General features: G+C 70.6%; 31 protein-coding genes. 11 read left to right on the forward strand and 20 right to left on the reverse strand.

Annotated elements, in window-relative coordinates; translation table 11 throughout:
• Position 1: 1 nt before the first annotated feature.
• The 3 genes from FXO23_RS24450 to FXO23_RS24460 are packed head-to-tail and all read right to left on the reverse strand — an operon-like array spanning position 2 to position 2738.
• Positions 2-1177 carry a thiolase family protein gene (locus FXO23_RS24450; protein WP_158887757.1) on the reverse strand — a complete coding sequence of 392 codons (1176 nt, stop codon included), beginning with the start codon at positions 1175-1177 and terminating at the stop codon, positions 2-4.
• A complete protein-coding gene (locus FXO23_RS24455) occupies positions 1174-1932 on the reverse strand; it encodes a CoA-transferase subunit beta (RefSeq protein WP_158887758.1) in 759 nt (252 codons plus the stop codon). The genes FXO23_RS24450 and FXO23_RS24455 overlap by 4 nt, the downstream gene beginning before the upstream one ends.
• Positions 1929-2738, reverse strand: a complete 810-nt coding sequence (locus tag FXO23_RS24460; protein ID WP_158887759.1) for a CoA transferase subunit A — start codon at positions 2736-2738, stop codon at positions 1929-1931. Before FXO23_RS24460 ends, FXO23_RS24455 begins: the two co-directional genes overlap by 4 nt.
• A 97-nt stretch (positions 2739-2835) precedes the next feature.
• Here FXO23_RS24460 and FXO23_RS24465 point away from each other — a divergent pair, with 97 nt between their 5' ends.
• On the forward strand, positions 2836-3810 hold the full coding sequence (locus FXO23_RS24465) for a 2-hydroxyacid dehydrogenase (protein WP_158887760.1): 975 nt from the start codon (positions 2836-2838) through the stop codon (positions 3808-3810).
• Between the two features lie 77 nt (positions 3811-3887).
• Here the strand turns inward: FXO23_RS24465 and FXO23_RS24470 are convergent, their stop codons facing one another.
• Positions 3888-4211, reverse strand: a complete 324-nt coding sequence (locus tag FXO23_RS24470; protein ID WP_158887761.1) for an iron-sulfur cluster biosynthesis family protein — start codon at positions 4209-4211, stop codon at positions 3888-3890.
• Positions 4212-4399: 188 nt separating this feature from the next.
• Between FXO23_RS24470 and FXO23_RS24475 the strand changes: the two genes are divergently transcribed.
• The gene (locus tag FXO23_RS24475) at positions 4400-5188 is read left to right on the forward strand and encodes an ANTAR domain-containing protein (RefSeq protein ID WP_158887762.1); all 789 of its coding nucleotides are present in this window, start codon (positions 4400-4402) and stop codon (positions 5186-5188) included.
• Here the strand turns inward: FXO23_RS24475 and FXO23_RS24480 are convergent.
• Entirely contained in the window at positions 5185-5637 is a 453-nt protein-coding gene (locus FXO23_RS24480; protein ID WP_246257749.1) for a hypothetical protein, read from the reverse strand. The genes FXO23_RS24475 and FXO23_RS24480 overlap by 4 nt on opposite strands.
• Positions 5638-5774: 137 nt before the next feature.
• Between FXO23_RS24480 and FXO23_RS24485 the strand changes: the two genes are divergently transcribed.
• The 4 genes from FXO23_RS24485 (at position 5775) to shbA (ending at position 7763) form a co-directional block, all read left to right on the forward strand.
• Positions 5775-6212, forward strand: coding sequence for a GtrA family protein (locus FXO23_RS24485; protein ID WP_158887763.1), 438 nt, complete (start codon positions 5775-5777; stop codon positions 6210-6212).
• A gap of 13 nt (positions 6213-6225) precedes the next feature.
• Complete coding sequence (locus tag FXO23_RS24490; protein WP_158887764.1) at positions 6226-6579, forward strand: YidH family protein; 354 nt, start codon at positions 6226-6228, stop codon at positions 6577-6579.
• Complete coding sequence (locus tag FXO23_RS24495; protein ID WP_158887765.1) at positions 6576-6875, forward strand: DUF202 domain-containing protein; 300 nt, start codon at positions 6576-6578, stop codon at positions 6873-6875. Before FXO23_RS24490 ends, FXO23_RS24495 begins: the two co-directional genes overlap by 4 nt.
• A 231-nt stretch (positions 6876-7106) precedes the next feature.
• A complete protein-coding gene (gene shbA / locus FXO23_RS24500; protein ID WP_158887766.1) occupies positions 7107-7763 on the forward strand; it encodes an RNA polymerase sigma factor ShbA in 657 nt (218 codons plus the stop codon).
• Here the strand turns inward: shbA and FXO23_RS24505 are convergent.
• Positions 7760-8467, reverse strand: a complete 708-nt coding sequence (locus FXO23_RS24505; protein WP_158887767.1) for a GAF and ANTAR domain-containing protein — start codon at positions 8465-8467, stop codon at positions 7760-7762. The two genes, shbA and FXO23_RS24505, sit on opposite strands and share 4 nt — an antisense overlap.
• Positions 8468-8793: 326 nt before the next feature.
• Between FXO23_RS24505 and FXO23_RS24510 the strand changes: the two genes are divergently transcribed.
• Positions 8794-9450 (forward strand): sigma-70 family RNA polymerase sigma factor, encoded by a 657-nt coding sequence (locus FXO23_RS24510; RefSeq protein WP_158887768.1) that lies wholly within the window; start codon positions 8794-8796, stop codon positions 9448-9450.
• 2 nt (positions 9451-9452) lie between these two features.
• Here the strand turns inward: FXO23_RS24510 and FXO23_RS24515 are convergent, their stop codons facing one another.
• The 5 genes from FXO23_RS24515 to FXO23_RS24535 are packed head-to-tail and all read right to left on the reverse strand — an operon-like array spanning position 9453 to position 12904.
• Entirely contained in the window at positions 9453-10430 is a 978-nt protein-coding gene (locus FXO23_RS24515) for a TIGR03557 family F420-dependent LLM class oxidoreductase (RefSeq protein WP_158887769.1), read from the reverse strand.
• A 10-nt stretch (positions 10431-10440) separates the two neighbouring features.
• Positions 10441-10734, reverse strand: a complete 294-nt coding sequence (locus FXO23_RS24520; protein ID WP_158887770.1) for a WhiB family transcriptional regulator — start codon at positions 10732-10734, stop codon at positions 10441-10443.
• Positions 10735-10791: 57 nt separating this feature from the next.
• Complete coding sequence (locus FXO23_RS24525; RefSeq protein ID WP_158887771.1) at positions 10792-11634, reverse strand: amidohydrolase family protein; 843 nt, start codon at positions 11632-11634, stop codon at positions 10792-10794.
• Positions 11631-12596, reverse strand: coding sequence for an aldo/keto reductase (locus FXO23_RS24530; RefSeq protein ID WP_158887772.1), 966 nt, complete (start codon positions 12594-12596; stop codon positions 11631-11633). Before FXO23_RS24530 ends, FXO23_RS24525 begins: the two co-directional genes overlap by 4 nt.
• Complete coding sequence (locus FXO23_RS24535) at positions 12593-12904, reverse strand: L-rhamnose mutarotase (RefSeq protein ID WP_158887773.1); 312 nt, start codon at positions 12902-12904, stop codon at positions 12593-12595. Before FXO23_RS24535 ends, FXO23_RS24530 begins: the two co-directional genes overlap by 4 nt.
• A gap of 66 nt (positions 12905-12970) precedes the next feature.
• Between FXO23_RS24535 and FXO23_RS24540 the strand changes: the two genes are divergently transcribed.
• A complete protein-coding gene (locus FXO23_RS24540) occupies positions 12971-13660 on the forward strand; it encodes a FadR/GntR family transcriptional regulator (protein ID WP_158887774.1) in 690 nt (229 codons plus the stop codon).
• Positions 13661-13870: 210 nt separating this feature from the next.
• On the opposite strand, the gene FXO23_RS24545 is transcribed toward FXO23_RS24540, so the two are convergent.
• The 8 genes from FXO23_RS24545 to FXO23_RS24580 form a co-directional block, all read right to left on the reverse strand.
• Entirely contained in the window at positions 13871-14866 is a 996-nt protein-coding gene (locus FXO23_RS24545) for an ABC transporter permease (RefSeq protein ID WP_425484904.1), read from the reverse strand.
• 7 nt (positions 14867-14873) lie between these two features.
• Positions 14874-16376, reverse strand: coding sequence for a sugar ABC transporter ATP-binding protein (locus FXO23_RS24550; RefSeq protein ID WP_158887776.1), 1503 nt, complete (start codon positions 16374-16376; stop codon positions 14874-14876).
• Positions 16373-17410, reverse strand: coding sequence for a sugar ABC transporter substrate-binding protein (locus FXO23_RS24555; RefSeq protein ID WP_158887777.1), 1038 nt, complete (start codon positions 17408-17410; stop codon positions 16373-16375). The genes FXO23_RS24550 and FXO23_RS24555 overlap by 4 nt, the downstream gene beginning before the upstream one ends.
• A gap of 27 nt (positions 17411-17437) precedes the next feature.
• Entirely contained in the window at positions 17438-18193 is a 756-nt protein-coding gene (locus FXO23_RS24560) for an SDR family NAD(P)-dependent oxidoreductase (RefSeq protein WP_158887778.1), read from the reverse strand.
• Positions 18190-19491, reverse strand: a complete 1302-nt coding sequence (locus FXO23_RS24565; protein WP_158887779.1) for an enolase C-terminal domain-like protein — start codon at positions 19489-19491, stop codon at positions 18190-18192. Before FXO23_RS24565 ends, FXO23_RS24560 begins: the two co-directional genes overlap by 4 nt.
• 1 nt (position 19492) lies before the next feature.
• Entirely contained in the window at positions 19493-20362 is an 870-nt protein-coding gene (locus tag FXO23_RS24570; protein ID WP_158887780.1) for a fumarylacetoacetate hydrolase family protein, read from the reverse strand.
• Positions 20363-20468: 106 nt separating this feature from the next.
• A complete protein-coding gene (locus tag FXO23_RS24575; RefSeq protein WP_158887781.1) occupies positions 20469-20951 on the reverse strand; it encodes a GNAT family N-acetyltransferase in 483 nt (160 codons plus the stop codon).
• Between the two features lie 31 nt (positions 20952-20982).
• On the reverse strand, positions 20983-21195 hold the full coding sequence (locus FXO23_RS24580; protein WP_158887782.1) for a hypothetical protein: 213 nt from the start codon (positions 21193-21195) through the stop codon (positions 20983-20985).
• 139 nt (positions 21196-21334) lie between these two features.
• Here FXO23_RS24580 and FXO23_RS24585 point away from each other — a divergent pair, with 139 nt between their 5' ends.
• Together FXO23_RS24585 and FXO23_RS24590 are read left to right on the forward strand one after the other, a co-directional pair.
• Positions 21335-22201: a helix-turn-helix domain-containing protein gene (locus FXO23_RS24585; protein ID WP_158887783.1), complete on the forward strand. Its 867-nt coding sequence runs from the start codon at positions 21335-21337 to the stop codon at positions 22199-22201.
• The gene (locus tag FXO23_RS24590; protein ID WP_158887784.1) at positions 22202-22393 is read left to right on the forward strand and encodes a DUF397 domain-containing protein; all 192 of its coding nucleotides are present in this window, start codon (positions 22202-22204) and stop codon (positions 22391-22393) included.
• Between the two features lies 1 nt (position 22394).
• Here FXO23_RS24590 and FXO23_RS24595 read toward each other — a convergent pair whose 3' ends face one another.
• Positions 22395-23213 carry an SDR family NAD(P)-dependent oxidoreductase gene (locus FXO23_RS24595; RefSeq protein ID WP_158887785.1) on the reverse strand — a complete coding sequence of 273 codons (819 nt, stop codon included), beginning with the start codon at positions 23211-23213 and terminating at the stop codon, positions 22395-22397.
• A 100-nt stretch (positions 23214-23313) separates the two neighbouring features.
• Here FXO23_RS24595 and FXO23_RS24600 point away from each other — a divergent pair, with 100 nt between their 5' ends.
• Positions 23314-24480 carry a saccharopine dehydrogenase family protein gene (locus FXO23_RS24600; protein ID WP_158887786.1) on the forward strand — a complete coding sequence of 389 codons (1167 nt, stop codon included), beginning with the start codon at positions 23314-23316 and terminating at the stop codon, positions 24478-24480.
• Positions 24481-24845: the final 365 nt, after the last annotated feature.

Here is a 24845-nt window from a genome sequence, read left to right on the forward strand (position 1 = left end):
TTCACGCCTCCAGAACGACGGCCAATCCCTGACCCACTCCGATGCAGATGGCGGCCAGACCCCAGCCACCGCCCCGGCGCCGCAGCTCGTGCGCGAGCGTGCCGAGGATGCGCCCGCCGGACGCGCCGAGCGGATGCCCGATGGCGATCGCGCCGCCGTGGACGTTCACGTTCTCCGGGTTCAGCTTCGGCCAGTCGGCGAGGCAGGCCAGCGACTGCGCGGCGAACGCCTCGTTCAGTTCCACCGCCGCCAGATCGTCCCAGCCGATCCCGGCCCGCTCCAGGGCGATCTCCGCGGCGCGCACCGGGCCGATGCCGAAGACGTCCGGATCGACGCCCGCCGCGCCGCGTCCGGCGATCCGGGCGAGCGGGTCCCGGCCCAGCCGGTTCGCGGCGGCCTCGTCGCCGAGCAGCAGCGCCGAGGCGCCGTCGTTGAGCGGGGAGGAATTGCCCGCGGTGACCGTGCCTTGTTCGCGGAACGCGGGCTTGAGCTTGGCCAGTTTGTCCATTGTGGAATCCGGCCGGATGCCTTCGTCCCGGGTCAGGTCCGTGCCGGGCACCGGAACGACGTGGCCGTCGTAGAAACCCTCGTCCCAGGCGCGGGCGGCGTTGCGGTGGCTGCGCAGCGCGAACTCGTCCTGCGCCTCGCGGCCGATGCCGTAGCGCTCGGCGAGTTTCTCGGTGCTCTCCCCCAGCGAGTCCGTCCACCGCTCGGGCATCTTCGGGTTGACCATCCGCCAGCCGAGCGCGGTGGAGTGCAGCGTCTGCGGGCCCGCCGGGAACGCCTTCTCCGGTTTCAGCATCACCCACGGCGAGCGGCTCATCGACTCCACCCCACCGGCCACCACCAGCGAAGCGTCCCCGACCGCGATTTCCCGGTTGCCCTGGATGACCGCTTCCAGGCCGGAACCGCACAGCCGGTTGACCGTGGCCCCGGGCACCGCGGTCGGCCAGCCCGCGAGCAGGGCGGCCATCCGCGCCACGTTGCGGTTGTCCTCGCCCGCGCCGTTGGCGTCGCCGAGGATCACCTCGTCGACGGTCCCCGGATCGAGGTCGGTCCGCTCGGCGAGGCCGCGCAGCGCGTGCGCGGCCAGATCGTCCGGCCGGACCCCGGACAGCGCGCCGCCGTAGCGGCCGAACGGGGTGCGGACGGCGTCCAGAACGAAGACCTCGGTCACGGTTCACTCGCTTTCTTCAGCTCACGCAGAATCCTCAGTTCATCCTCCGTGGGCGCGGGCGTGGTGGCCAGTGACTCCGAGACCTTCAATTTCCAGCCGGTCGCGGCGCGCACCTGGTCGAGTTCGACGCCGGGGTGCAGTTCGGTCAGCGTCAGCTCGCTGGTCTCCGGGTCCGGCCGGAGCAGGCCGAGATCGGTGACGACCAGCGTGGGACCCGCCCCGGGCAGGCCGAGCCGTTCCCGGTCACCCCGGCCGGAGCCGTGCCCGAACGAGGTGATGAAGTCGACCCGTTCGACGAACGCGCGCGGGCTCTGCCGCAGCACGATGAACACCTCGCCGCAGGACGCGGCGATTTCCGGCGCCCCGCCCGCACCGGGCAGCCGGACCTTCGGATCGGCGTAGTTCGTGCCGATCACCGTCGTGTTGATGTTGCCGAAGCGGTCCAGTTGCGCGGCGCCGAGGAAACCCACGTCGATCCGGCCGGGCTGCAGCCAGTAGTTGAAGACCTCCGGCACGCTCACCACGGCGTCGGCGGTGTCGGCGAGTTCGCCGTCCCCGATGGACAGCGGCAGCCGGGAAGGTTTCGCGCCGAGGCAACCGGATTCGTAGACCAGCGTCAGGTTCGGCGCGTGCGTGCGGCGGGCCAGGTTGGCCGCGGTGCTCGGCAGGCCGATGCCCACGAAGCAGGACGATCCGTCGCGCAGCGCCCGCGCGGCGGCCACGCTCATCATCTCGTCGGCGGTGTAGTCGTTCATGCCGGCACCCGCACGCTCTCCTCGACCCAGCGCGCGAACTTCTCGCGGTCGCGGCTGATCGCGTCCCAGGCCTGGTAGGCCGCATTGTCCCGGTCGTAGTACCCGGCCGCGTACGAGGGTTTCGCGCCGAACGGCACCTCGGCGACCGCGGTGACCGCCCAGGCGGGGAGCACGGTCGCCCCGGGCCGCGGTTCGAGTTCGTCGACGATCTCCTCGACGGTGACCAGCGACCGCTTCGCCGCCAGCACGGCCTCCTTCTGGACGCCGGTGATGCCCCACAGCTGCACGTTCCCGGCCCGGTCGGCGCGCTGGGCGTGCACGATCGTGACGTCCGGGTTGAGCGCGGGCACCGCGGTGAGCTGTTCGCCGGTGAACGGGCAGGTGATCGGCTTGATGGTCGCGGTCTGCCTGGGCAGATCGGTGCCGGTGTACCCGCGCAGCACGGCGAACGGCAGGCCGGACGCGCCCGCCACGTACCGGTTCGCCATCCCGGCGTGGCTGTGTTCCTCGATTTCCAGCGGCACCGGCCAGCCGTGCTGCACCGCGTCGCGGAACCGGTGCAGCGAGCCGACTCCGGGGTTGCCGCCCCAGGAGAAGATCAGCTTGCGCGCGCAGCCCGCGCCGATGAGCTGGTCGTACACGATGTCCGGGGTCATCCGCACCAGGGTGAGATCGGTGCGCCGCTGGCGGATGATCTCGTGCCCGGCGGCGACCGGGATCAGGTGCGTGAACCCCTCGAGCGCGACCGTGTCGCCGTCGCGCACCAGCCCGGCGATCCCGTCGGCCAGGAAGACGATCTCCGCCATCACCCTCCTTTGGATTCCCTTGCGTTCGCATGACGCACACAAGTTCTACATATGAACATAGTTGTGGACGCGATGGACCGCAAGAGAAGGTGCCCTTATGAGTGAACGTCCTCGGATCGTGGTCAGCCGGTGGATTCCGGAAGAGGCGGTGAAGCTCCTGCGTGAGGCAGGCGAGGTATGGGTGTCCGAAGCGGACCGGGCGCTGACGCCGGAGGAGCTGCGAGACGCCGTGTCCGGCGCCGCGGCCGTGGTCAGCATGCTGCACGACCGCGTGGACGGCGCGCTCGCCGACGCCGCGGGGCCCTGCTTGCGCGTGGTGGCGAATGTGGCGGTCGGCTACGACAACGTCGACGTGCCCGCGCTCGCCGAACGGGGTGTCGCGGTGACGAACACCCCGGGCGTGCTCACCGAGGCGACCGCCGACCTCGCGTTCGGCTTGCTGCTCGCGGCGACCCGGCGCCTCGGCGAGGGGGAACGCCTGCTGCGCGCGCGGCGCCCGTGGTCGTTCCACCTCGGCTTCCTGCTCGGCACCGGCCTGCAGGGGAAGACGCTCGGCATCGTGGGGCTGGGCCAGATCGGCCAGGCCGTCGCCCGGCGGGCGCGGGCGTTCGGGATGGAGATTGTCTACAGTGGACGGTCACGGGCCGCGGCAGCGGTGGAATCGGCGCTGGCGGCGGAGCGCTTGCCCCTGCGGGAGTTGCTGCGGACCGCGGACGTGGTGTCCCTGCACTGCCCGCTCACCCCGGACACCCGGCACCTGATCGACGCCGAGGCGCTGGCCGCCATGAAGCCGGGCGCGTTCCTGGTGAACACGACCCGGGGGCCGGTGGTGGACGAGTCCGCGCTCGCCGACGCGCTGCGCGCGGGGACCATCGCCGGGGCCGCGCTCGACGTGTTCGAACGGGAACCGGAAGTCGAACCGCGCCTGCTGGACCTGGACAACGTGGCGCTGTCGCCGCACCTGGGGTCGGCGACCGTGGAAACCCGCACCGAGATGGCGCTGCTCGCCGCCCGCAACGTGGCCGCCGTCCTGTCCGGCGCCGACCCGATCACCCCGGTCCTGCCGACCTGAACCCAGGAAGTGTCATGAGGGGTCCCCTCCGGACGAATTTGGTCCGGAGGGGTCCCCTCATGAAAGGGCGTCGGGGGTCAGGCGGGGCTGGGTGCGCCGCCCGGGGCCTCCGGCTGCTGGAGCACCGCGAAGTTCAGCTGGCCCTGCTCGTCCTGCTGCACGTCGAGCAGCTTGTCGTCGAGGAACTGGGCCGCCTGCGGTTCGAGGAACACCTTGGCGCCGCCGTCCGCGCCGAGCACCTGGTCGCCGTCTTCCGGACCCGGCGTCACGGACAGCGCGAGCTGCGCCCCCTGGTCCTGGGCGGTCTGCACGGCGAACCGCAGACCACCCGATTCCTGTTGCCCCTGCTGGGCGGTCAGTGCACTGATCGCCTCGGCAGCGGCGTCGGTCATGGCAAGCATGGATTCGGCCTTCCCTCTGGTCTTTGCACTGTGACCTTCCACCGTAGGGGCGAGGGCGTTCACCCGCCGGACGGCGTCACTCCCCCGGCCGTCCGGCCCCACTTCCGCGCAGGTCAGCGCCGGAGTGTTCTGGGTCACAACCCCGGTCCGTGGCTATGCTCGCGGCGGGCCGAGCGGAAGGCGGAGAAGTGACGATCCGGAACGGCGGCGAGCGGGCCGCGCGGGCCACCCTGGGCCCCGAACTCCTGGAACGGCTGCTGGAGTTCGTGCACGGCAAGGTCACCGGCTGCGTCGGGGTCGGCCTGCACGCCTCCTCCCGCAGCGAAGGACCGATCACCTCCTCCGGGCTCGCCGAGAAACTCGATGCGCTGCAATGGGAACTGGGCACCGGACCGGTCGTCCACACCGCCACGGCGCACGAGGCGATCACGGCCCCCGATCTCGCCCGGGACGAACGCTGGCCCGAACTGGCGGCGCGGATCTCCGCGCTCTCCGACGTGCCCGTCCCGCTCGCGGTGATCGCGGTGGCCGGGAGCTGGGACGACGAGGGCCCGATCGTGCTGTCCCTCTACCTCGACCACGAGGCCACCGCCGACGACCTGCGCGTGGTCGAGGAGATCGAACCGGTGCTCGCGATGTCGGCCGCGCTCGTCGAGTACTGCGCGGACGAGGTGCTCCGCGGTGATCAGCTGCTCAAGATGGTCGAGCACCGCAGGATCATCGAACAGGCCAAGGGCATGATCATGACCGCGCGCGGCTGCGACGCCGGGGTCGCGTTCCGCACGCTCGTCCTGTCCAGCCAGCACTTCAACGTCAAACTGCGCGATCTCGCGGTGGCCACGGTCGAACTGATCGGCGCCGCCCCCGCCGAGGGCCCGCCACCGGAACTGGCCGACGAACTGGGCGAGCCCACCGCGCCCGGAAACGAGGCCCGCCGCGCCGCCGAACTCATGTGGGCCGCGCTACAAGAAGGCTAGTCCGCGTCCTGCGGGGTGCGGATCGCCTCGGCCACCGAGCCACCGGCCTCGTCCGCGTTCTGTCCCCGTTCGACGGCCGACGAGTGCGGTCCGTCCAGCCGCTCGTCCGGCGCCACCGGCTCGACGTCCGGCGGCGCGTCGTCGATCGTGCCGTCGAGTTCGTCGGCCGGGGTCGCGGCGATCGGCCGATCGGGGACGTCCTCCGGCTGCACGTCCGCCTCTTCCTCGTGCAGCTTCTGCTCCAGGCTCTCGCCCGCGCGCTGCTCGTTGGCCGTGGTGCCGAACCGGTCCGCGGCGGTCCAGTGCTCCGGTGGTTCGACGCCTTCTTCCAGCGGGTCGACCCGGAGGCGGTCCTCGTCGAGGTCTTCGCTGCTGCTCAACGACGCGGGATCGTGCTCCGCCATCTCGGCCGGATCACGCTCGACCGCGTCGGGTGTCCGCTCGGTCATCGGGTCCTCCCTTCCCGGGCTTTCGAACCACGGGCTCGACATACCCGGGCGGCCCCGCGGCGAAACGAGCGGTACCGAGAGCGAGATCACCTTTTATTCGATTCACAAGTTTGTGAATCATCTGTAGATTCTGGATTATGACCACCGCACGGTGGATGCCCGGCGAAACCCTGCGCCCCGCATCGCAGCTCGGCCACCACGTCGCTTGGTACGTCCTCGCCGGAGCGGTGACCACCGGCCTGCAGGCGGCGCTCTTCCTCGCGTTCCGGCCGATGACCGGTTCGACCGCGGCGAACCTGCTCTCCGTCGCCATCACCACGATTCTCAACACCGAGTTCCACCGCAAGGTGACCTTCGCCGGCGCCCCGAGCGCGCCCGCCCGGCGGCACCTGCAGTCGGTGCTGACCTTCCTGTTCTACGCCGGTTACGGATCGGCCGTCCTGCTCGCCCTGGACGCCGTCGCGACCGCGCCTTCGGCCACGCTCGAGGCGACCGTGCTGGCGACGGCCAGCGCGCTCGGCGGCATCGCCCGGTTCGCGCTGCTGCGCTGGTGGGTGTTCGCCCGGCGCCACTGATTACCCTGCCCACATGGCAGAACGCACGTCCGGAGAGGACGGCACGGAACCGGACTACCGGTTCACCCTGGCCAACGAACGCACCTTCCTCGCCTGGCTGCGGACCGCGCTCGGGCTGCTCGCCGCGGGGGTGGCCGTGCACCAGCTCGTGCCCCGGTTCGCGGTGCCGAGCACGCGGACCGTGCTGGCCCTGGTGTTCGTCGGCTTGTCGGCCGTGCTCGCCGCGACCAGCTACCCGCGCTGGCGGAAGGTGCAGCAGGCGATGCGGCGAGGTGAACCACTTCCGCGCAACGGGCTGGTCCTGGTGCTCGCCACCGGCATCCTGCTGCTCGCCCTGGCGTGCGCGGTACTCGTGGTGCTCTCGTGAACCCGGACGGGGCACAGCCCCAGCGCACCGGACTGGCCTGGCGCCGGACCGCGCTGGCATGCGCCGGCTGCACCCTGCTCCTGCTGAACTCCGCGGCCCGGCAGGGCTGGGGCCTCGCCGTGGTGCCGGGCGTGCTCGCCGCGGTGACCACCGCGCTCCTGGCGGTGACCGGATCGGTACGCGATCGGGTGTTCCGCGAACAAGCCCGGCCGACGGCGCCGAGCGCGCCGATGATCGCCGCGGCCACGGTGCTGGTGGCCGCGACATCCGCGTCCGCACTGTCACTTCTGCACTGATTCGTTCACCCGTGTTCGTTGCACGAGGGTTTCGCGCACCGGCGAACATCCCGTTCGTGCGAACGGGGCTTATCTAGTTGAATTGTCGACCAATGCCCGGAGCCGACTTATGATTACGCTGAGTCGCAAAGCTACTGAGTTTCGTTCGGATTTTCGGGCCAGTCGTTGACAAACAGTGACGCAGCGTATGCCTTCGACGTCAGGTCGTCGCGAGGTGCAGGGGAGCCGATCATGAGTGTGCGTGTCCCACCGGCCACGAGCGACGGCGTCGCCACGCCGGTGCCCGGTTTCACCACACCGAAGTCCTATCCGCGTGCCGGGCAGCGGTTGACCAAGGAAGAGCTCGACCCGTTGGTCAAGGACGCGGCCGAGGGGAATCCCGGCGCGATCCAAGCCCTGCTGGAGATGCTGCGCCCGGTCGCGGCGCGGTACTGCCGCGCCCGGATGGGCGGCCGCGACCTGTCCTACCTGTCCGCCGACGACGTCGCCCAGGAGATCTGCCTCGCGGTGCTCAAGGCACTGCCCACCTACCAGGACCGCGGCGGCTCCTTCCTGTACCTGGTGCACGCGATCGCCGCGAACAAGGTCGCCGACGCCTACCGCCTGGTCTCCCGCGACCGGTCGGACCCGGTGCCCGAACTCCCGGAGTTCCCGCTCGGCGAGAACGAACCGGAAAAGCACGCGCTGGACGCCGATCTCGGCGCGCGCCTCAACCGCCTGCTGAGCACGCTTCCCCAACTGCAGCAAGAAATTCTCGCACTGCGGATCGCGGTCGGGCTGTCCGCCACCGAGACCGCCGAAGCGCTGGGCATCTCGCCCGGGAACGTCCGCGTCACCCAGCACCGGGCGATCACCCGGCTGCGTGCGCTGGTCACCCGGGACTTCTAGCGCTTTTCCTGACGCCCCAAGGGAAGCCCGTCCACCACGGCGGCCGCCAGCTCGGCCAGCCGGCGGCGGTGCTGGCGCGCGTGGCCGCGCAGCAGGGTGAACGCCTCGTCCAATCCGATCTGCTGCCGTTCGGCCAGGACGCCCTTCGCCTGTTCGATGATCACCCGGCTGCGCAGCGCGGTCTGCAACTGGGCCGCCAACTCTTCGCGTTCATGCAACCGGAGGTGCTGCATCAGCCCGATCGTCGCGGTCTCGGTCATCGCCTGCGCGAGCACGACGTCGCTCTCGGCGAACCGCTCGGTGCCGTGTTTCAGCAGCAGCAAAGCGCCGATCACCGCGTCGCGCCGCCGCATGGGCAGCGCGTGGCTCAGCTCGAAACCCGCGGCACGCACCTGGACGGCGTAGTCCGGCCAGCGCGCCGCGGATTCGCGCGCGCCGAGGTTGGCCAGATACTCGCCCGCGCAGTCGGCCGCGGGCCCGGGAGTGGCCGCGAGGAATTCGGTCAGGCGGGTGTCGATGCCGGTGGAAACCGCGAGGCGGAGGCCTCCCTCCGGCTCGGCGAGGAACACCGCGGCCGCGTCGATGCCCAGCAGTTCCTGGCAGTGCCGAGCCAGCAGCCGCAGGAACCCGCTCACCTCGAACTCGGCATCCAGGGTGTCGGCGAGTTCGACGAAGGCGTGCGCGATGTGTCGTTGCACATCCACCGGTACCGCCGCCCGGTGCAACTCGGCACGTATTGCCGCGGGGGAGCTCGCCGGGGGCTCGGTAACCTGATGTCTTCCCACGGATACACCATATTTAATCGTTACCCGGTTCCGTCGACACCCAAACGGCGTCACCTAGCGCACACGGCTGTTCGTGCGAACGGGCAGTCTTTCGAGGGTTTCTGGAAACCCCGTACCGTGCGGTCTAACATCACATCCGGTCATAACGCGTAGCGTGCCGAACGTTATCCCCCCGGCACGACCCCGAACTTCGCGCCGTCCCGGACCCCGACGGTGAACCCACCAGTGGACTCCGGGAGACAATCATGAATGTCGGGGTGGCCCCGTCACCCACCACCACGTCCCAGGTCCGGCTCGCCGTGCTGGCTTCCGCGCCGCGCAAGAACTTCCGGCCGACGGAATCGGAATGGGATCCGCTGGCGCGCGCCGCGGCGGGTGGTGACGAGCAGGCCAAACATGATCTGCTCACCCAGCTGGCGCCGAAGATCGAACGTTTCTGCCTGTCCCGCATCGGCGGCCGGGACGTGTCGTACCTGTCCGCCGCGGACATCACGCAGGAGGTCTGCATCGCGCTGCTGCACGCGCTTCCGGCCTACGAAGACCGCGGCGGCTCGTTTCTCTATCTGGTACGGGCGATCGCCACGAACAAAATCGCCGACGCGTTTCGGCAGGCTTCCCGGGACCGCTCGGTGCCGGTGGCCGAGCTCCCGGAAATCACCGCCACCGAGAACGAACCGGAACTCCAGGCGCTGCGCTCCGATCTGGCCGTTCGGTTGCACCGCCTGATGAGCACGCTTCCGCACGTGCACCAGGACATTCTGGCGTTACGCGTCGCAATGGGATTGTCTTCCAAGGAAACCGCCAAGGCGCTGGGAATGTCGGCCGTCAATGTACGGGTGACCCAGCACCGCGCGATCGGGCGGCTCCGCGCGCTGATCGACTACGAGCCCGCGATGGGCTGAACTCAGGCCGCTTCCCGCAACGCGGGCAAGAGGGTCCGCTCGGCGAACTCGAAGAACCCGTCCTGGTGCTCGCCGCCGATCTGCACGAACGCGAGATCGGTGAACCCCGCCGCGGCGAACGCTTTCGCGCTTTCCACGATCGGCCCGGGATCGGGACCGCACGGGATGTTGTCCGCGACTTCGGCTTCGGTGACGAACTTCGTGGCGGCGTCGAACCCGGTCGGGCCGGGGAGTTCGGCGTTCACCTTCCAGCCGCCGCCGAACCAGCGGAACTGCTCGTGCGCCCGCCGGATCGCGGCGTCGCGGTCGGGATCCCAGCAGACCGGCAGCTGAGCGATCTTGCGCGAGGCCTCCTGCCCGAGCTCGGCCCGTTCGGCGTCCCAGGCCCGGCAGAGTTCGTCATCCGGTTCGACGGCGATCAACGCGTCGGCGACCGGGGCGAACCGCGCGACCGACTGGCGGCCGGACACCGCGACCGCCACCGGGGTCCGGCGCTCGGGCAGGTCCCACAGCTTCGCGGAGTCCACCCGGTAGTGCGTGCCGACGTGGTTGACGTAGCCGCCGTCGAACAGGTCGCCGATGATCTGCACCGCTTCGGACAACATCTCGTGCCGCACGTTCGCGGGCGGCCAGCCCCGGCCCACCACGTGCTCGTTGAGGTTCTCCCCGGCGCCGAGTCCGAGGGTGAACCTGTTGCCGGACAACAGGGAAACCGTGGCCGCCCGCTGCGCGACCACGGCCGGGTGGTACCGCATGGTCGGACACGTCACGAAGCTCATCAGCTCGGCCCGCTCGGTCACCTCGCTCACCGCGCCGAGCACGCTCCACGCGTAGGGCGAGTGGCCCTGTTCGGCGAGCCAGGGCGAGAAGTGGTCGCTCATCACCTCGAAGTCGAATCCGGCCCGTTCGGCCTCCCGGGAATGCCGGACCAGTTCGCGGGGACCGGCCTGCTCGGTCATCAACGTGTACCCGAAACGCATCAAGTCCCCCTCAGCTCACCGCGAGCTTCCGGCGCCGCTGGATCGCGTCCCGGCGCTCGGACTCGTCCAGGCCACCCCAGACGCCGAACGGCTCCTCGGCGGTCAGCGCGTGGTGGCGGCACTCCACGATCACCGGGCACGACTGGCAGATGCGCTTGGCCCGCGCCACCCGATCCGCCCGGGCGAAACCCCGCTCGCCATCGGGGTGAAAGAACACCGCGCTGTCGAGGTTGCGGCAGTTGCCGAACCGCTGCCAATCCCAGATCTCCGCGACGGGAGTCGGCAACCTGGATGTATCCGTCATGACTCTCACCTCCACGATGTCCTCTCGTGGCGGTGGGCTACCCAGGGTCGCCGGGCTCTACACCTGCGAAATCGGCAAGTGGTACGCGCGCACCACTGTGTGCTCGAACACCTCGGCCCGTTCGGCGTCGGACAGCGGGCCGGTGAGCGAGAGCGCCGCGTCCACCACGGCCTGGTAGGAAGCGGCCAGCTCGCAGACCGGCCAGTCCGAACCGAACAGCACCCGGTCGGCGCCGAAGGACTCCAGGACGTGCTCGGCGTGGCGGCGCAGGTGCCCGACCCGCCATTCCGCCCAGTCGGCCTCGGTGACCAGGCCGGAGAACTTGCAGTACACGTTCGGCCGCTCGGCGAGCGCGGCCAGTTCGCCCGCCCACGGCTGCCACGGCCCCCGCGCGATCGGCGGTTTACCGGCGTGGTCGAGCACGAACCGTAATTCCGGTACCGCGTCAACCGCCTTCCGGGCGGCGGGCAACTGCGGTGGCCGCACCAGCAGGTCGTAGGTCAGGCCCGCGGCGGCGACCGCGGCGAGCCCGCGGAGCACGTCCGGGCGGGCCAGCCAATCCGGGTCCGGCTCGTCCTCCGCCTGGTGCCGGAGACCGGCCAGCGGACCGCGGGCGCGCAGTTCCGCCAGCCGGTCGGCGAGGTCCGGTGCGGTCAGGTCGGCCCAGCCCACCACGCCGGAGATCAGCGGCTCCCGCGCGGCGAGGTCGAGGAACTCCGCGGTCTCCTCGTCCGACGAGACGGTCTGCACCAGGACCGTGGCGCGCACCCCGGCGGCCCGGGTCACCGCGCGCAGATCGTCCACTGTGTACGGACGACGGATCGGGGCCAGCGCGTCGCCGGCCAGCCACGGGTAGGCGCGGCGGGTCGGGTCCCAGAGGTGGTGGTGCGCGTCGATCATGCGGTCATCCCTGCCTCGACGACGGTGTCCGCGCGCAGCAGGCCCGCGGCGATCAGTTCCTGCCAGAGCGCGGCGGGCACCGGTTCGCGGGCCCGTCGCGCGTTGTCGGTGACCTGCTCCGGCGAATGCGCCCCGACCACCACGCTCGCGACCGCGGGATGCGCGGCGGGCAGCGCGAGCGCGGCCTGCGGGAGCTCGACGCCGTGGCGGGCGCAGACCGCGGCGATCCGCTCGGCCCTGGCCACCAGGTCCGGCGCCGCGGGGAGGTAGTCGTACATCGTGCCGGGGCTCGGGGTGGCCAGGATGCCGCCGTTGAACACCCCGGCCGCCAGCACCGCGACCCCGCGCTCGGCGCACAGCGGCAGCAGTTCGTCGAGCGCGGGCTGATCGAGCAGGGTGTACCGCCCGGCGACCATGAGCGCGTCCAGCTCGGTCCGGCGGACGAACTCGGCGAGCATCGGGCACTGGTTCATGCCGACCCCGACCGCCTCGATCACGCCCTGCGCGCGCAGTTCGAACAGCGCGGGCAGCGCCTCGTCCAGCGCGGCCGCCCAGTGCTCGTCCGGGTCGTGGACGTAGACCAGGTCCACCCGGTCGAGGCCGAGCCGGCCGAGGCTCTCCTCCAGCGAGCGCAGCACCCCGTCCCGGCTGAAGTCGAACCGCCTCCGGTAGGCGGCCGGGACGTCGAAACCGGCGTCGTCCCGCCGGCTCGCCCCCGCCGGATCCGGTTCGAGCAGGCGGCCGACCTTGGTGGACACCACGAACTCCGCCCGCGGCCGGCCCGCGAGCGCCCGGCCCAGCCTGCGTTCGGACAGCCCGAGCCCGTAGTGCGGCGCGGTGTCGAAGTACCGGATGCCCTCGGCCCAGGCCCGATCGACCGTCGCGGTGGCGTTCTCGTCCGACATCGCGTGGTAGAGGTTGCCCAGCTGCGCGCAGCCGAGCCCCTGCGGCGTGACCTTCACGGCAGCTCCCACACCAGCCCGAGCCCGGAATCGTCGCCCGAATAGTCGTCCTCGACGTCGAGCAGTTCCGCCATCCGCGCCTGCCAGGCGACATTCGCCGGATGCGCGGCCAGCGCGCGCCGCATGGCCCGGTAGTCCTCGACCTCGACGACGTGGAACAGATCGAGCCCGTCCCGCCAGATCCGCCACGCGCGCACGCCCGCGGCGCGCAGGGCGGCGTCCAGTTCCGGCGGAATCACGGCGTGCACGCGTTCGTACTCCGCCTCCTGCCCGGGTTTCAACCGGGTATGCAGGGCCACACGCTGCATTGTGCACACTCCATGGCAATCTAACCTGGGGAAACATCGGAGGTCTTATCCGGAGGGAGAGCCGGCGTGCCGGTCACCGACGTCGCGATCGACAAGATCAAGGGCATGATCATCTCGGGCGAGCTGGCGCCGGGCGACCGGCTGCCCAAGGAGGCCGAACTCGCGCAGCGGCTCGGGCTCTCCCGCAGTTCCCTGCGCGAGGCGGTGAAGGCCCTCTGCCTGATCCGCGTGCTGGACGTGCGCCAGGGCGACGGCACCTACGTCACCAGCCTGGAGCCGCACCTGCTGCTGGACGCGATGACGTTCGTGGTCGACTTCCACCGCGACGACACCGTGCTGGACTTCCTCGCGGTGCGCCGGATCCTGGAGCCCGCGGCCACCGCGATGGCCGCGCAGCACATGAGCGACGACGATCTCGCCGAACTGCGCCGCCTGCTCGACGAACTCGAGGAATCGCCGACCGTGGAGGCGCTGGTGGCCAACGATCTCGCGTTCCACCGCCGGATCGCGGACGGCTCCGGCAACCCGGTGCTCTGCTCGCTGCTGGACAGCCTGTCCGGGCCGACCACTCGCGCGCGGATCTGGCGCGGCCTCACCCAGGAGGGCGCGGTCGCCAAGACCCGCGAACAGCACCTCGCCATCTACGAGGCGATCGCGGCGCGCGAACCGGAACTCGCGCGGTCGTGGGCGACCGTGCACGTCGCCGGGGTCGAACAATGGCTCCGCAACGCGCTCGGCACCGCCGACGACTCGTAGGCACATCACAGCCACCGCTCCTCCCCGCCCGCCGCATTGGGGCTGCGGGTTTTCCTGCGGGTCGTGAGTGTCTGGACCGGTTCTAACCGGCCGGAACACGCACGACCCCCGCACTCGGCTCCCACTCGCGATGCACTCAACGTGGCGTTCGGGGCGCTGAACGTCCCCAAAGCCACATTGGGGGAAGGGGGGTGCATGGGGGGGATCACCTCAGGTTTGGGGTTTGCCGCCGGTGAAGCGGGCGATCATCAGCGCGACCAGGATGATCCCGCCGTCCACCGCCTTGATCCAGAACGACGGCACCTGGGCCAGGGTCAGCAGGTTCTCCACCGACTGCAGCAACAGCACACCGGTGAGCGCGCCGAACATGGTGCCGCGCCCGCCGTCCAGCGAGATCCCGCCGATCACCGCCGCCGCGAAGACGGTGAAGATCATCTGATCGCCCTGGTTGGCGTTGATCGCGCCCACGTATCCGGTCAGGACCAGCCCGCCCAGCGCCGCGAACACCCCGGCGACGACGAACACCAGCCATGCCACCCGGTCCACCCGGATCCCGGCCGCGCGGGCCGCCTCCCGGTTCCCGCCGATCGCGTACAGCGCCCGCCCGGCCCGGTGGTACCGCAGCACGAACCCGGTGAGCGCGTAGGCCGCGGCGGCCAGCCACACCGAGGCGGGCAGCCCGAGGAACGTCGTGGTGGCCAGCGCGAAGAACGCTTCCGGCAGGTCGAACAGGGTCTTGCCCTCGGTCGCGCCCACCAGCAGCCCGCGCAGCACGATCAGCATCGCCAGGGTCACGATGAACGCGTTGAGCTGGAGCTTGACGATCAGGAACCCGTTGAGCGCGCCGATCAGCGCGCCGATCACCAGGATCGCCAGGATGCCGGCCCCGGCCGGGAATTCGGTGCCGAACCCGGCCGGGATGACCAGCAGCGCGCCGAGCGCGGGCGCGATCCCGACCGTCGACTCCAGGGACAGGTCGAACTTCCCGGAGATCAGCACCAGGGATTCGCCGAGCACGACGAGCGCGAGCGCCGCCGAAGCGCCGAGGATGCTGATCAGGTTGTCCGGCGTCAGGAACGTGTCGTTGACCAGCCCGCCGATGACGATCAGCGCGGCGAGCGCGGGCAGCAGGGCGAGTTCCCGGAGCCGGGGCAGGCGCCGCGCGGGGGCCGGGCTCGGGGCGTCCGCGGTGGTTTCCGCGGACAGGACGGAGTTAGTCACGGTCCACTCCTTCGATGTCGGCCACCAGATCACCGTCGGTCCAGCCCGCCTGGTGTTCGGCGGCCAGGCGCCCGGAGCGCAGCACGAGCACCCGGTCGCTGGGCCGCAGATCGTCCAGTTCGTCGCTGACGATCAGCACGGCCTTGCCTTCGGTGCGCACCCGCTCGACGACCGCGAGCAGGGCCTCCTTGGACTTCACGTCGACCCCGGCGGTCGGGTTGATCAGCACCAGCACGTCCGGGTCGCGGGCCAGCGCCCGGGCCAGCACGACCTTCTGCTGGTTGCCGCCGGACAGATCGGACACCGGCTGGTCCGGGCTCGCGGCGACGATGTCGTAGTCGGTCAGCGCCCGGCTCGCCTTCGCGTGCCGCGCACCGGGGGACGCGGTGCCCGCCGGGCCCATCCTGTCCAAAATGGACATAGTGGCGTTGTCCGCGATGGACAGACCGAGGACCAGGCCCTGCTGGTGGCGGTCCCGGGGCACGCAGCCGATCCCGGCGCGCAGCGCGGCGCCGACGTCCCCCGGGCGCAGCGGCTTCCCGGCCACGACGATCGATCCGGACCGGGGCCTGCGCAGGCCGTACAGGGTTTCCGCGAGCTGGTGCTTACCGCTCGCGTTGCTCCCGGCCAGCCCGAGCACCTCGCCCCGGCGCAGAACGAAGGACACGCGCGAGAACGCGTCCCCGGACAGGTCCCGCACGGCGAGCGCCTCCTCGGTCGCGGTCAGGGGTTCGCGGTCCGCGGCGTCCCGCACGGTCAGGCCGCCCCGCTCGCCGGTCATCGCGTCGACCAGTTCGGCGCGGGACAGCTCGGCCACCGGCGCGGTCAGCACGTGCCGCGCGTCGCGGAGCACGGTGACCGCCTGGCACACCTCGTACACCTCCTGCAGGTGGTGCGAGATGAACAGGAAGGTCACCCCGGCGGCCTGCAGTTCGCGCATGCGCCCGAACAGCCGCTCGATCGCCTGGCTGTCCAGTTGCGCGGTCGGTTCGTCCAGCACGATGAACCGGGCGCCGTAGGACAGGGCGCGGGCGATCTCCACCAGCTGGCGGTCCTCCACGGAAAGCTCGCCGGCGGGCACGTCCGGATCGACCGCGACGCCCCATTCCCCGAGCAGTTCCTCCGCCTGGCGGCGCAACTTCGACCAGCTGATCACGAACCGGCGGGCGGGCTGCCGGTTGAGGAAGAGGTTCTCCGCGACGGTCAGCTGCGGGATCACCGTGGAATGCTGGTAGACGCAGGCGACCCGGCGCCGCCACGCCTCCCGGTCGGCCAGCGGCGGCGCCACCTCCCCGCCGAACGCCACCGTCCCGTTGTCCGGTTTGGACAGTCCGGTGAGGATGGACACCAGGGTCGACTTCCCGGCCCCGTTCCGCCCGACCAGCGCGTGCGACTCCCCCGTCCGCACGGTCAGGCTCACGTCCCGCAACGCCACCGTCGGCCCGAACCGCCGCCCCACCCCGCTCGCCTCGACGACCGGTACCGCCGTGGTCATAGGTTGTTTCCCCAGAGGGCCTTGTCGTCGACGTTGGCCTTGGTGACGACCGGGGCGGGGAGCTGGTCCTCCAGGATGCCGGGGCGGGTTTCCACGATCGTGCTGCCGTGATCGGTGGGGCCGGGTTTGAAGGTCTCCCCCGCCATCGCCTTCTTGATCCAGTACATCCCGTACTTCGCGTAGTCGTCGGCGGGCTGGGACACCGTGGCGTCGAGTTCGCCCTTGCGGATCGCGTCCAGCTCCTGCGGGATGCCGTCGTTGCTGACCAGCACCACGTGCCTGGGGTCGCCGACCGGGAACATCAGGTTCTTGCGCTGCAACGCCTGCAGGGTCGGCGCGAGGTACACCCCGCCCGCCTGCAGGTACACCGCCTTGATGTCCGGGTTCGAGGTCAGCAGGCCCTCCAGGCCCGACGCCGCCTTCTCCGCCTTCCACTCGGCGGGCACCTCGAGCACGGTCACCCCGGGGTACTTCGCCTTCATGCATTCGCGGAACGCCTCCGAGCGCTCCCGGCCGTTGACCGAGGCGAGGTCGCCCATGACCTGCACGACCTTGCCCTGGTTGACCTTCTCCCCGATCGCGTCGCACGCCTTGGTGCCGTACGCCTTGTTGTCCGCGCGCACGACGATGGCCACCTTGCCGCCCTCCGGCGCCACGTCCACCGCCACCACCGGCACGCCCTTGCGTTCGGCCTGGGCGAGCCCGGCCACCACGGCCGCCGAGTCCAGCGGGGTCACCACCAGCCCCTTGACGCCCTGGTTGAGCAGGTTGTTCAGATCGGTGATGAGCTTGGTCGGATCGCTGTTGGCGTTGACCGTGGGCAGCGCCTCGACACCCTGCTGCTGGGCCATCTTGGGCACGTAGTTGTTGTAGGACTGCCAGAACGGCGAGGTCAGCAGCGGCACGGTCGCGCCGACCTTGCCGCCCTGGCCACCATTGTCCGCGGCCGACTTGTCCTTTGTGGACCCACATCCGCTCACCGCGAGGGCGAGCACCGCGGCCGCCGTGACGGCCTGCAGCACCTTCTTCCGCACCGCATCCTCCTTGATGCCTCGGGCGTGTCAGTTCCGGGCCGGCCCGCGGGGTCGCAGGCCGTACATGCCGCCGTCGACGGCCAGGGTCGTGCCGGTCGTCGAACCGGACAGCGGGCTCGCCAGGTAGGCGATCGCGTTCGCCACTTCTTCCGCGGTGACCAGGCGGCCGATCGGCTGGCGCGCCTGGAGCGCGGCGCGTTCGGCCGCCGGATCGGCCGCGGCGTCGAGCAGGCGGCCGATCCAGGGCGTGTCGACCGTTCCGGGGCACACGCAGTTCACCCGGATCCGGTCCGGCAGGTGATCGGTGGCCATGGCCAGGGTCAGCGACAGCACGGCGCCCTTGCTGGCCGAGTACAGGGCGCGGTTCGGCAGCCCGGCCCAGGCCGCGATCGAGCACGTGTTCACCACGGCCGCGTGCTCCGACCGGCGCAGGTGCGGCAAGGCGGCGGCGCTCACCCGGGCCATGCCGACCACGTTCACGTCGAGCACCCGGTGCCACTCCTCGCCGGAGTTCGCGGCCACGTCGCCCTGCGCGCCGATGCCCGCGTTGTTGACCAGGACGTCGATCCCGCCGAACCGTTCGGCCACCGCGTCGATCGCGGCGGTGACCTCGTCGTCGTTCGTGACGTCGCAGCGGAACCCGGTGAGCGGCTCGGCCACCTCGGGCTCCCGGTCGAGCACCGCCACCGAGGCGCCGCGCGCGCTCAGGGTTTCCGCCGCCGCGCGGCCGATCCCGGAGGCGCCCCCGGTGACCACGGCGACCAGACCCGCGAAGTCGGTCATCGCGCTTCCTCCGTCCACTCTGGACCGTCCGGGTACCGGAAGCGGCGCAGCGTCGCGTCGTGCATCCGCGCGGAGAACCCGGGGGCGGTCGGGGCGAGATACCGGCCGTCGCGCACCACGGCCGGATCGGTGAAATGCTCGTGCAGGTGGTCGACCCATTCGATGGTCCGGTCGGCGTCGGTGCCGGAGACCGCGACGAAGTCGAACATCGACAGGTGCCGGACCATCTCGCACAGTCCGACCCCGCCCGCGTGCGGGCAGACCGGGACGCCGAATTTGGCCGCCAGCAACAGGATCGCCACGTTCTCGTTGATCCCGCCGACCCGGCACGCGTCCAGTTGCAGCACCGAGATCGCCTTCGCCTGCAGGAGCTGCTTGAAGATCACCCGGTTCTGCACGTGCTCCCCGGTGGCGACCCGGATCTCCCCGAGCGCCTCGGCGATCACCCGGTGCCCGAGCACGTCGTCCGGCGAGGTCGGTTCCTCGATCCAGTACGGTTCGTACGGCGCGAGCGCCCGCATCCACTCGATCGCGGTGCCGACGTCCCAGCGCTGGTTGGCGTCCACCGCGATCCGCACGCCCTTGCCGACGGTTTCCCGGGCCAGCTTCATCCGGCGCACGTCGTCGTCGAGATCGCCGCCCACCTTCAGCTTGATCATGTCGAAGCCGTCGGCGACCGCCTGCTTGGCGAGCCGGACCAGTTTGGCGTCGGCGTAGCCGAGCCAGCCGGGCGAGGTGGTGTAGGCGCGGTAGCCCTCGGCGAGCATCCGCGCGGTCCGCTCCGCGCGTCCCGGTTCGGCGGCGCGCAGGATGTCCAGCGCGTCCTGCTCGGTGAGCGCGTCGGTGAGGTAGCGGAAATCGACCAGCCCGGCTACCTGCTCCGGGCTCATCTCCGCCAGGAACCTCCACAGTGGACGATCCGCGCGCCGGGCCGCGAGGTCCCAGGCGGCGTTGACCACCGCGCCGATCGCCATGTGCGCGACGCCCTTCTCCGGGCCGAGCCAGCGCAACTGGCTGTCCCCGACCAGCGTGGCCGACAGCTCGGCGAGCGCGGCGGCGTCCTCGGGCACCGCCCGGCCGACCAGGTGCTCCCGCAACGCCCCGATCGCGGCGGCCTGCACGTCGTTGCCGCGGCCGATGGTGAAGGCCAGGCCGTAGCCGTCCGGACCGCCGTCGGTGTGCAGTACGACGTAGGCGGCCGAGTAGTCCGGGTCCGGGTTCATCGCGTCCGACCCGTCCAGCTCGCGGGAGGTCGGGAACCGGACGTCCAGGACCTCCATCCCGGTGATCCTCGCCATGTCAGGCCCGCCCGATGCGCTGGCGCTGGCGGCCGAGGCCGTCGATCTCCAGCTCCACGACGTCGCCGTCGCGCAGGTACGGCTTCGGTTCCGGCTGCCCGAGCGCGACGCCCTGCGGGGTGCCGGTGTTGATCAGGTCACCGGGACGCAGGACCATGAACTGGCTGAGATAGCGCACGATCTCGGCGACCGTGAAGATCATGTCCTTTGTGGACGAACCCTGCCAGGGCTTTCCGTTGACCCACAGCCGGAGCCCGAGCTCCTGCGGATCGGCGACCTCGTCCGCGGGCACCAGCCAGGGTCCCAGGGGGTTGAAGGTCTCGCAGGACTTGCCCTTGTCCCAGGTGCCGCCCCGCTCGAGCTGGAACTCGCGTTCGGACACGTCGTGCGAGAGCACGTACCCGGCGACGCAGGCCAGCGCCTCCTCCGGTCCGGACAGGTACCGCGCGGTGCGGCCGATGACCACGCCGAGTTCGACCTCCCAGTCGGTGCTGGTCGAGCCGCGCGGGACGAGCACGGTGTCGTACGGACCGACGACGACGTCCGGCGCCTTCAGAAACACGACCGGTTCGTCCGGAAGCGGGGCGCCGGTCTCCGCCGCGTGCCCGCGGTAGTTCAGCCCGATGCAGACGATCTTCCCCGGCCGCGCCAGCGGCGGGCCGACGCGGGACCGGCTGCCGTCGCCGGGTTCACCGGGGACCTCGTCCAGTTCCCCGCGCCGCAGCGCCTCCCGGACCCGCGCCACGCCGTCCGCCGCGAGGAACGCGCCGTCGAGATCGGCGGTGAGCGGACTCAGGTCGTGGAGCGTGCCGCCATCGGCACGGACGAAGGGACGTTCGCTTCCCGGTTCACCGAGACGCAGCAGGTGCACGGAGATTCCTCCCGCCAGGTCGGAGCAGACATCCGATGTATAGCGCACCTGACGTGAGGAATCTAGGGGCCTTGGTCGAGTCGTAACCCCACAACGCCCAAATTGGTCAGATCAGTTCTTTCTGGAACCAGTGCTCCGCGTACTTGTCGTCGTTGAACGGCTCGACCTCGGCATACCCGTGCTTGGCGTAGAGGGCGCGCGCCTCGACGAGATCGTCGCGGGTGTCCAGCCGGATCCTGGCGACCCCCAGTTCCCGCGCGGCCGCCTCGGCGGCGTCGAGGAGCCGCGAACCGCCGCCGCGCCCGCGCGCGTCGGCGCGGACGAACATCCGGGTCAGCTCGGCGAGTTCCGGAGCGACCAGCCGCAGGCCGACGCAGCCGACGATCCGGCCCGCGTGCCGGGCCGCCAGGAAGACCCCGGTCGGCGGCACGAGGTCGTCGCTGGGATCCTCGGCCAGGGCCGTGTCGATCTCCCGCTCGGTCGCCGGCCGCCCGTAGTACCGGCTGGCCACGTCGTCGAAGTAGTCCCGCAGCACCGCGCGGGCGTCGGCGTGGTCGATCGGCAGCGGGGCGATGGTCGGAGTTCGCACGGAAACATCATCACCGACCGCGTCCAGCGATTTATCCGGTGCGCAGGGCGAGCAGCGCACCCAGCCCCAGCTCCACGATGGCCTCCAGGTTCTCGCGGTCCACGTGCAGGATGAAGTCGCCGGGTTCCCCGAAGTAGAGGGTCACGCAGTTGTTCTCCCGATCGACCTCGAACCGCTTGGCGACCTCGCCGCCCAGCTCCACCCAGGTTTCCACCGACACACCAGTCTGCGCATACAACGACATGACTGTCCCCTCTCGCGAAGCCTGGATAAGGTCGGGTCGCGAAAGCCCGACCGTCGCCAGTAAAATGAGGTTACGGCGACAGTCGGCCTTAAGCTACCGTCCATCGGGTGACGGCGGTCCGTAACGAGAGGTCGGGACGATGGCACAGGCTCGCCAGACGTTCGAACGTCGGCAACTCGGTCTCACCCTGCGCCGCCTGCGCGAACGCGCCGGAAAAACCCAGCAGGCCGCGGCCAACGCGATCGGGAAGGTGCGCTCGCGGGTGGTCCAACTGGAGGAGGGTACGGCTACCGCCAGTCAGGGCGATCTGACCAAACTCCTCGACTTCTATCGCGTGACCGACGAAGCCGAACGTCAGACCGTGCTCGACTTCGGCGTGCAGACACGGAAACGTCAACGGCGCGGACCACACCACGACCTGCTTCCGGACGCATATCAGCGATTCGCCGATCTGGAGGCCAGCGCCTCCGAGATCAACAGCGCGGAACCGGGCATCATCCCGGGCTTGCTCCAGTCACCGAGCTACGTGCGCGCCCTGTTCGCCGAGGCCGAAGGGGTGCTTTGGGAACACGGCGCCAAGGAAGCGGCCGAGCGACTGGAGTTCCGCCTCAACCGGCAGAACCGCATCTGGGACGCCCCGAACCAGCCGATCATGCGGTTCGTGATCAGCGAGGACGCCGTGCGCGCGAACATGGGCCCCGGCGTCATGCGCGAACAGATGGAGCACATACTGTCCCTGCTGAACGAACGTCCAATGTTGACGGTCCGGATACTCCGGACGGATACCTACGGCAACCCGATCCGAGGAGGCGGTTTCCAGGTCTTCGACTTCGGCAGCCGGGGGAGGCCAATCGGCCTGGCGACGAATTCGTTCGGCCCCTCGACGTACTTCGACGACGTGAACGAAGTCGCCCAGATGCTGCGCGCGTTCCACCGAATCTGGGAACTGTCCCTGAGCCGGGAGGAAACCCGGAACCTGATCGAGCACATCGCCAAGGAGCAGTGAGTGGAAGCTGGTTGGTTCAAGAGCACACACAGCACCACCAAGAACGACAGTTGTGTGGAAGTGCGGTTCATCGCCACCGCGGTCGAGGTACGCGACACGAAGGACCGCCCAGGAGGAACGCTTTCGTTCGCTTCGGCGGCGTGGCGGGGCTTGCTCGAATCCACGAAGTCCGGTCGCGCCGGCCTCCGGTAGCTCAGACCAGGCCGCGTTTGGCGGCGAGCATCACCACGCGCTGGTAGGCGGGGCCGAGGATCCGGGGCAGTGCGTCGACCACGTACGCGTCCGCGCCGATCAGGATCTTCGGGCGGCGGCGGGCCACCCCGCGCAGGATGACCTTGGCCGCCGTCTCCGGGGAGGTACGCGCGATCCGGTCGAAGCTGCGGGCGAGATCCTTGACGTCGTAGCCGGAGGTCGCCCGGCTGTCCCGGGCGATGTTGGTCCGGATCCCGCCGGGGTGCACGCAACTGACGCCGACCGGGTGCTTGGCGATGATCATCTCCTGGCGCAGCGCCTCGGTGAAGCCGCGGACCGCGAACTTCGTGGCGTTGTAGGCGCCCTGGGTCGGCACCGAGATGAACCCGAAAACGCTCGAAATGTTGACCAGGTACCCGTCGCCCGAGGAGATCAGGTGCGGCAGGAACGCCTTGGTCCCGTGCACCACACCCCAGAAGTTGATGCCGAAGATCCATTCGAGCTGTTCGAAGTCCAGCCGCTCGACCGTGCCGGTCATCGCCACCCCGGCGTTGTTGACCACCAGGTTGACCCCGCCGAAGTGCTCGGCGACCTCGTCGGCGTGCGCCAGCACGGCACCTCGATCGGCGACGTCGAGCTGGTAGGACTTGGCCTCCGCTCCGGCCTTCTCCGCGTGGGCGGCGGTGTCGGCGGCGCGGGCGGCGTCCACATCGGACAGCGCGAGCCGGGCTCCCCGGGCGGCCAGGTCCAGCGCGAGGGCCCGGCCGATGCCCGATCCGGCCCCGGTGATCACGGCGACCTTGCCCGCGAAGTTCTGCATACCCGCACCTCTCGCCAATATGAGATACCAGTGGTATCTGTTACCTGTCAGTACTATCCGGCCCAGGACACCGCGGTGTCAACCGGGAGAAGGAGCGCTCATGGCATCCGATCACGACCTCGTGCTCTTCGGCGCCACCGGGTTCACCGGCGCGCTGACCGCCGAATACCTCGCCCGCAACGCGCCCTCGACCTGCCGGTGGGCGCTGGCGGGCCGCAACCGGGCCAAGCTGGAGGCGCTGCGCACCCGGCTGGCCGGGATCAATCCGAACCTCGCCGAGCTGCCGCTGCTGCACGCCGACGTCACCGATCCCGGTTCGCTGCGCGAGGTCGCCGGTGCGGCGAAGGTCGTGGTCACCACCGTCGGCCCGTACAGCCTCTACGGCGAACCGCTGGTGGCCGCGTGCGCGGAGACCGGCGCCGCCTATCTCGACCTGTGCGGCGAACCAGAGTTCGTGGACCGGATGTACCTGCGCCACAACGCCCGGGCGCGGGAGAGCGGCGCGCGGCTCGTGCACGCCTGCGGCTTCGACTCGATTCCCTACGACCTCGGCGTGTTCTACACGGTCAAGCAGCTGCCCAAGGACGTGCCGCTGCGGGTCCGGGGCCAGGTGCGGGTGGCGGGCCAGTTCTCCGGCGGCACGTTCTCCTCCGCGCTGGCCGCCGCGGCCCGCCCGGTGGCCATGGTGCGGGCCGCGAAGGAACGCTCCCGAACCGAGCCGCGTCCGGCGGGCCGGAAGGTCCACGTCCCGCTCGGCAAACCGCACCGCGACCCGGACACCGGGCACTGGCTCGTCCCGCTGCCGACGATCGACCCGCAGGTCGTGGGCCGCTCGGCCGCGGCGATCGATGCCTACGGGCCGGACTTCACCTACACCCACTACGCCGCGGTCAAACGCCTGGCGACCATCGCGGCCGGTGCGGCCGGGCTGGGCCTGGTCGCCGTGCTCGCGCAGATCCCGCCGGTCCGCGACGCGCTGTCGAAGATCCGGAAACCGGGCGACGGGCCCAGCGAGGAACGGCGGGCGAAGTCCTGGTTCAAGGTCCGGTTCCTCGGCGAGGGCGGCGGGAAGCGCGTGGTCACCGAGGTCGCCGGGGGCGATCCGGGGTACGGCGAGACCGCGAAGATGCTCGGCGAATCCGCGTTGTGCCTCGCCTTCGACGACGTGCCCGCGACCTCGGGGCAGGTCACCCCCGCCGCGGCGATGGGCGACGCGCTGCTCGCCCGGCTGGTCGACGCGGGCATCGTGTTCCGCCTGGTGCGCTGATCGGCAATAGGAGACCTTCCCCCTGGGGTCGTGAGGGTTCCGACCGGTTCTAACCGGCCTGACCACTCACGACCCCCAGACTTGGTTCCCATACAAGAGACGGTGACCGGTCTGGGCGTGCAGGCGCCAGCGGGAACCCCGCCCGCGGCGAGTCCCTCGTTCCGGTCGCGCGTGTTCCCCGTTCCGGTAGCCCGAGTTCCCCGTTCCGGTACCCGGAGGACACCACTGTGGCTTTCGGGGCGTTGAAGGTACCGAATGTCGCATTGGGCAACCTCCGAGCACCACCACCGGCGCGGTGTCGCACTTTGTCGGCCAAGTGCGGCTCATCGAACGGAAACGCCAAGTCACCAGTAGGCGACCAAATG

The sequence above is a fragment of the Amycolatopsis anabasis genome (assembly GCF_009765355.1).
GTDB lineage: Bacteria > Actinomycetota > Actinomycetes > Mycobacteriales > Pseudonocardiaceae > Amycolatopsis > Amycolatopsis anabasis.

Coding starts and splice junctions, on each gene's coding strand:
- FXO23_RS24455 (WP_158887758.1), bottom strand. CDS start 1,932: ATGAACGACTACACCGCCGACGAGATGATGAGCGTGGCCGCCGCGCGG.
- FXO23_RS24460 (WP_158887759.1), bottom strand. CDS start 2,738: ATGGCGGAGATCGTCTTCCTGGCCGACGGGATCGCCGGGCTGGTGCGC.
- FXO23_RS24465 (WP_158887760.1), top strand. CDS start 2,836: ATGAGTGAACGTCCTCGGATCGTGGTCAGCCGGTGGATTCCGGAAGAG.
- FXO23_RS24470 (WP_158887761.1), bottom strand. CDS start 4,211: ATGCTTGCCATGACCGACGCCGCTGCCGAGGCGATCAGTGCACTGACC.
- FXO23_RS24480 (WP_246257749.1), bottom strand. CDS start 5,637: ATGACCGAGCGGACACCCGACGCGGTCGAGCGTGATCCGGCCGAGATG.
- FXO23_RS24485 (WP_158887763.1), top strand. CDS start 5,775: ATGACCACCGCACGGTGGATGCCCGGCGAAACCCTGCGCCCCGCATCG.
- FXO23_RS24490 (WP_158887764.1), top strand. CDS start 6,226: ATGGCAGAACGCACGTCCGGAGAGGACGGCACGGAACCGGACTACCGG.
- shbA (WP_158887766.1), top strand. CDS start 7,107: ATGAGTGTGCGTGTCCCACCGGCCACGAGCGACGGCGTCGCCACGCCG.
- FXO23_RS24510 (WP_158887768.1), top strand. CDS start 8,794: ATGAATGTCGGGGTGGCCCCGTCACCCACCACCACGTCCCAGGTCCGG.
- FXO23_RS24515 (WP_158887769.1), bottom strand. CDS start 10,430: ATGCGTTTCGGGTACACGTTGATGACCGAGCAGGCCGGTCCCCGCGAA.
- FXO23_RS24520 (WP_158887770.1), bottom strand. CDS start 10,734: ATGACGGATACATCCAGGTTGCCGACTCCCGTCGCGGAGATCTGGGAT.
- FXO23_RS24525 (WP_158887771.1), bottom strand. CDS start 11,634: ATGATCGACGCGCACCACCACCTCTGGGACCCGACCCGCCGCGCCTAC.
- FXO23_RS24535 (WP_158887773.1), bottom strand. CDS start 12,904: ATGCAGCGTGTGGCCCTGCATACCCGGTTGAAACCCGGGCAGGAGGCG.
- FXO23_RS24550 (WP_158887776.1), bottom strand. CDS start 16,376: ATGACCACGGCGGTACCGGTCGTCGAGGCGAGCGGGGTGGGGCGGCGG.
- FXO23_RS24560 (WP_158887778.1), bottom strand. CDS start 18,193: ATGACCGACTTCGCGGGTCTGGTCGCCGTGGTCACCGGGGGCGCCTCC.
- FXO23_RS24565 (WP_158887779.1), bottom strand. CDS start 19,491: ATGGCGAGGATCACCGGGATGGAGGTCCTGGACGTCCGGTTCCCGACC.
- FXO23_RS24580 (WP_158887782.1), bottom strand. CDS start 21,195: ATGTCGTTGTATGCGCAGACTGGTGTGTCGGTGGAAACCTGGGTGGAG.
- FXO23_RS24585 (WP_158887783.1), top strand. CDS start 21,335: ATGGCACAGGCTCGCCAGACGTTCGAACGTCGGCAACTCGGTCTCACC.
- FXO23_RS24595 (WP_158887785.1), bottom strand. CDS start 23,213: ATGCAGAACTTCGCGGGCAAGGTCGCCGTGATCACCGGGGCCGGATCG.
- FXO23_RS24600 (WP_158887786.1), top strand. CDS start 23,314: ATGGCATCCGATCACGACCTCGTGCTCTTCGGCGCCACCGGGTTCACC.